The organism is Methylomonas sp. BG-2 (assembly GCF_057766305.1).
Map to the genome: position 1 here is coordinate 1 of NZ_JBYMAP010000284.1, position 4,631 is coordinate 4,631.

Annotated in this window: 5 protein-coding genes; 2 read left to right on the forward strand and 3 right to left on the reverse strand. The window is 53.8% G+C overall.

The genetic code is table 11. The annotated features are described in order from the left end of the window. Positions 1 to 379 (reverse strand): SixA phosphatase family protein (locus tag AC3B8H_RS18730; RefSeq protein ID WP_488443046.1); only part of this gene is annotated, 379 nt, incomplete at its 3' end. Positions 380 to 563: 184 nt separating this feature from the next. On the opposite strand from AC3B8H_RS18730, the gene erpA reads away from it, so the two are divergent. Continuing rightward, positions 564 to 896 (forward strand): iron-sulfur cluster insertion protein ErpA, encoded by a 333-nt coding sequence (gene erpA, locus AC3B8H_RS18735; protein ID WP_488443047.1) that lies wholly within the window; start codon positions 564 to 566, stop codon positions 894 to 896. Here the strand turns inward: erpA and AC3B8H_RS18740 are convergent. Both AC3B8H_RS18740 and AC3B8H_RS18745 read right to left on the reverse strand, forming a co-directional pair. Continuing rightward, positions 893 to 2,002, reverse strand: coding sequence for an anhydro-N-acetylmuramic acid kinase (locus AC3B8H_RS18740; protein WP_488443048.1), 1,110 nt, complete (start codon positions 2,000 to 2,002; stop codon positions 893 to 895). The two genes, erpA and AC3B8H_RS18740, sit on opposite strands and share 4 nt — an antisense overlap. A 4-nt stretch (positions 2,003 to 2,006) precedes the next feature. Further along, the gene (locus AC3B8H_RS18745; protein ID WP_488443049.1) at positions 2,007 to 3,299 is read right to left on the reverse strand and encodes a peptidoglycan DD-metalloendopeptidase family protein; all 1,293 of its coding nucleotides are present in this window, start codon (positions 3,297 to 3,299) and stop codon (positions 2,007 to 2,009) included. Positions 3,300 to 3,443: 144 nt separating this feature from the next. Between AC3B8H_RS18745 and tyrS the strand changes: the two genes are divergently transcribed. Further along, a partial coding sequence (tyrS, locus tag AC3B8H_RS18750; RefSeq protein WP_488443050.1) for a tyrosine--tRNA ligase occupies positions 3,444 to 4,631 on the forward strand: 1,188 nt, incomplete at its 3' end.

The following is a 4,631-nucleotide window of genomic DNA, read 5'->3' on the forward strand; positions in this document are numbered from 1 at the left end:
TAGTAGGTGAGGTGTTTAACAATTGGCCCGCGACGTCGGAAAAATTCGGTTCATGTCCCACCAGCCAGACATCGTTGGTTTCTTCGGCGAGTTTGGCTAGTTCTCGAAGTAACGTTTGAGTGTCGTTGTCCCCTGCTAGCCAAGGTACGGTTCGCGGCGTGGCACAGCCGGTCAGATTCGCATGCAGCAGTTTGGCGCTTTGTTGCGCCCTCGCCAATGGACTGGCGTAGAGACAGCCCGGCAACAGGTGATTGCGGAGACAGAATCGCGCCAGACGTTTGATTTGTTTCTCGCCCTTTTCGGTGAGGTGGCGGTCCGCGTCGGCGATGCCGATGCGCTGGGGTTCGGCGTCCGCGTGTCTAACTAAGGTGATAATCATAGTGTTCCGGTTTGTTTATGCGGAGGTTGGGTATGCGCTGTTTAGCAGGGCGCGGGTCGGCTCGGGAAACCTTGGGTAAAAGACTAGTCGAGGTCCGCGGCGTTTCTATAGGGTAATCTTGACTAAATTACTGGGTATAGCCATAATCGTTAACCTATTTTGTAGTCACTGTTGAGTCTAAATTATGGCTGATGCGATTGTATTTACCGATAGTGCCGCGCACAAGGTTGCCGGCCTGATCCAGGAAGAGGGTAATGATAACCTCAAGTTGCGGGTCTATATCTCCGGCGGTGGTTGTTCGGGGTTTCAATATGGTTTTACGTTTGATGAAGACGTCAACGAAGACGATACCCAAATCGAGAAGGACGGCGTCACGGTGTTGATCGATTCGATGAGTATTCAGTATTTGCAAGGCGCCGAGATCGACTATAAGGAAGATTTGTCGGGATCGCAATTCGTCATTCGCAATCCTAACGCCACGACCACTTGCGGTTGCGGGTCGTCGTTTTCCGCTTAAGCGGTCTTGCCAAGATAAATTCCACCCAGCGTCACCGGCCTTTTCGCGCCGGTGACGCTGGGTAAATTGCCTGCTTGGTTTTGTAAGGTTCGTTTCGCCAACCAAGCGAAGGCCATCGCTTCGACGCAATCCGGGTCGATGCCAAATCTCGCGGTCGATTCGACCGGTATCTTTAGCGCGTTTTCCAGCAAGCCGATCAAGTGGTGGTTATGCGTTCCGCCACCGCAAACCAGTACTTGCCCAGTTTCGCCTGTCCAAGCGCGGATCGCGGCGGTGATCGAGTCAGCGGTGAATTGACAGAGCGTGGCTTGCACGTCTTGCGGCGGTAAGTCGGCGAATGGTGCGAGTTTTTCGGTTAGCCAAGCGCCTGAGAAGTATTCCCGGCCGGTACTTTTCGGGGGCGGCAAGCGGAAATATCGATCATCCAACAAGGCGGCGAGTAAATTCGTGTCAACCTTGCCGGTCGCGGCCCAGGCGCCGCCGGCGTCGTAGGCTAGTTGGCGTTGCCGTTGGCACCACCAGTCCATCAGGCCGTTGCCGGGGCCGGTGTCGAAACCGATTACCGGTTGGTCGTTCAAAACCGTGAGGTTGGCGATGCCGCCGATATTGAGAATTACGCGAGCCTGTGCCGAGTCTGCGAACACCGCGCTGTGAAACGCCGGTACTAATGGTGCGCCCTGACCGCCGGCCGCGATGTCGCGACGGCGTAGATCGGCGACTGTCGTGATGCCGGTGCGTTCGGCAATCACGTTGGGGTCGCCGATTTGCAGTGTAAAGCCGTAAGGCGGCGCCGGCGCGTGGTAAACCGTTTGGCCGTGACTGCCGATTGCGTTGACGCTGGTCGCGTCTAGGTTGGCTTTCGCCAGCAAGGCTAAGGCGGCGTCGGCGAATAATGCGCCGAGTTTATGATCGAGTTCGCCGTAGTCTGTTAATCTCACCGCTTGATCGGGTTGGCTGAGCCGATAAACCGCGTCGCGTAGCTCGTCGCCGAAGGGCTGGTAATGGAATTCGACCAGGCGTACCTCGTTGTCGCTGAAATCGACCAGAGCAGCGTCGATGCCGTCGACGCTGGTTCCGGAAATCATGCCAATATAGAGGTCGGGCATCGGTCTAATTTTGGGCGAGCCGAGCTTCACCTTTGGCTTGCGTAAGTTGGGCAACCAGGGATTGGGTTTGCGCCTTGAATTTGGCGAGTATCGCGGCGTCCATCGGGAGGGAATGCGGCAGCTTGACGGTGAGCGGATTGACGTGTTCGCCATTGATCCTGAATTCGTAGTGCAAATGTGGGCCGGTTGCTAAACCGGTACTGCCCACATAGCCGATAACCTCGCCCTGTTTGACGGAATTGCCGGTTTTCAAACCCGGCTTAAAGCCGGACAAATGGGCGTATAGCGTCGAATATTTTTGGCCGTGTTCGATTTCCACTACATTGCCGTAGCCGTTTTTGTCGCCTTTGAAAATGACCTTGCCGTCTCCGGTGGTCTTAACAGGCGTGCCGGTCGCGGCTGAATAATCGACACCCTTGTGGGCGCGTATCGTGTTCAGGATGGGGTGTTTGCGATGCAAATCGAAGTGTGAGCTGATTTTGGCGAAATCCATCGGCGTTTGTAGGAAGGCTTTGCGCAGCGCGTTACCGTCAGGCGTGTAGTAACCGGCATTGCCTTGGTTGTCCTCGAAGCGTACCGCGGTGTAGACCTTGCCTTGGTTGACGAATTCGACCGAGAGAATGTCGCCGCTGTCGAATTCCTTACCATCCACGAAGAGTTTTTCGTAAACCACGGTGAATTGATCCCCCTCGCGCAAATTTAAGGCGAAGTCGATGTCCCAGGCGAAAATGTCCGCCAGTTTTAAGATCAGTTTTTCTGGCAGTCCGGCTTTAGTGCCGTCTTCGAATAAAGAGGCATGGATAGTCGCTTTGGCGCTGGCGATTTGGTAATCAACTTTTTTGCTGAGCAGTTCGACATCGAATTCGTCGTCGTGCCGGGTTGCAATCAGGGTTTCGAAAGGGGTTTTCGCGTAGGTGAGTCGTTCCAGCTCGCCATCGGCGTTTAGGGTGGCAACCACATCGTTGCCGGGTGCGACATCCGCGAATTGCTTGCCGGTGGCGTTGGCATGGACGATTTTATGCAGGTCCTCGCGGCTCAAGTGCAAGTCGGAGAAAATCGATGACAGGCTTTCGCCGGAGCGGACGGTATGTTCGAGTTCTTCCGTAACGTCCAAAGGCTGCAAGGGGGGCGGCTCGACGTAGTTGGTATATTGATTGATTTTTGCGGAGATTAGGGCTTCTTGTTCGAGTGTCCTTTTGTCTTCGAAGGTTCTATGCGGTATTAATCCGTAACTTGCGCCGGCGGCAACAACGGTGTAGGCGCCGAGCAGCGCCGACTTGAGTATTCTGTTCTGCACAGTAATCACTTTTCATTGTTTGTCGAGCGTCTCATTGTAGGCAATTTCGTCGTTTACCGCCATAAACCGGCAATTTTTATCCTTACGTACAATTGCATCATATAATGCGCCCCCAAACTTTAAGGCTACCGGGAGGGAAAATTGTTGCAGGAAACTTTGGCTCAACTGCGTTACGGCGCTGACGAAATTTTGCTGGAAGCGGATTTGCTGAAAAAACTGGAAGAGGGGCGGCCATTGACGGTCAAGGCCGGATTTGACCCTACCGCGCCGGATTTACATCTTGGCCATACCGTGCTGATCAACAAGCTCAAACAGTTCCAGGATGCCGGGCACAACGTTCAATTTTTGATCGGCGATTTTACCGCGATGATCGGTGATCCCACCGGCAAGAACGTTACGCGGAAGCCTTTAAGCCGAGAAGAGGTGGTGGAGAACGCCAAGACTTATCAGGCCCAGGTTTTTAAAATTCTCGATCCCGAAAAAACCGTAGTTAAGTTCAACTCATCCTGGATGGGAGCAATGACCAGCGCCGAGTTGATTCAATTGGCAGCCAAGCATACTGTGGCGCGAATGCTGGAGAGGGACGATTTCAGCAAACGTTACAAGGGCGGGCAGGCGATTGCTATCCATGAATTCCTTTACCCGTTGCTCCAAGGCTACGATTCAGTAGTGATGAAGGCGGACGTTGAGCTGGGAGGCACGGACCAAAAATTCAATTTGTTGGTAGGGCGCCAGTTGCAGGAGATTTATGGACAAAAGCCGCAGGTGGTGTTGACGATGCCTATTCTGGAGGGTTTGGATGGTGTGCAGAAAATGTCCAAATCCCTGAATAACTATATCGGCATAGCGGATACTTCGGGCGACATGTTTGGCAAGTTGATGTCGATTTCCGACGACTTGATGTGGCGTTATTTCAAGCTATTGAGTTTTCGGCCGATGGCGGAAATCGAATCGAGACGGCAAGCCTGCGTCGCCGGGGAGAACCCGCGTCATCACAAGGTCGCTCTGGCGCAGGAAATCGTCGAAAGGTTTCATGGGGCTGCGGCGGCGGTCTCCGCATTGGAAGCTTTCGAGGCCCGGTTTCAACGCGGCGCGTTGCCTGATGATATCCAGACGGTGGGGTTGGCGGTCGAAACGGCCGGCATTCCAATTGCCAATTTGTTGAAAAACGCTGGTTTGGTCGATAGTACTTCCGAGGCAATGCGTCTAATCAAACAGGGTGCCGTAAAAATCGACGGAGAAAAATTAGAAGATGCTAAAGCCGTTATTCCGGCCGACACCCGACATGTTTATCAAGTCGGCAAGCGTAAGTTTGCGCGCGTTGAATTAACG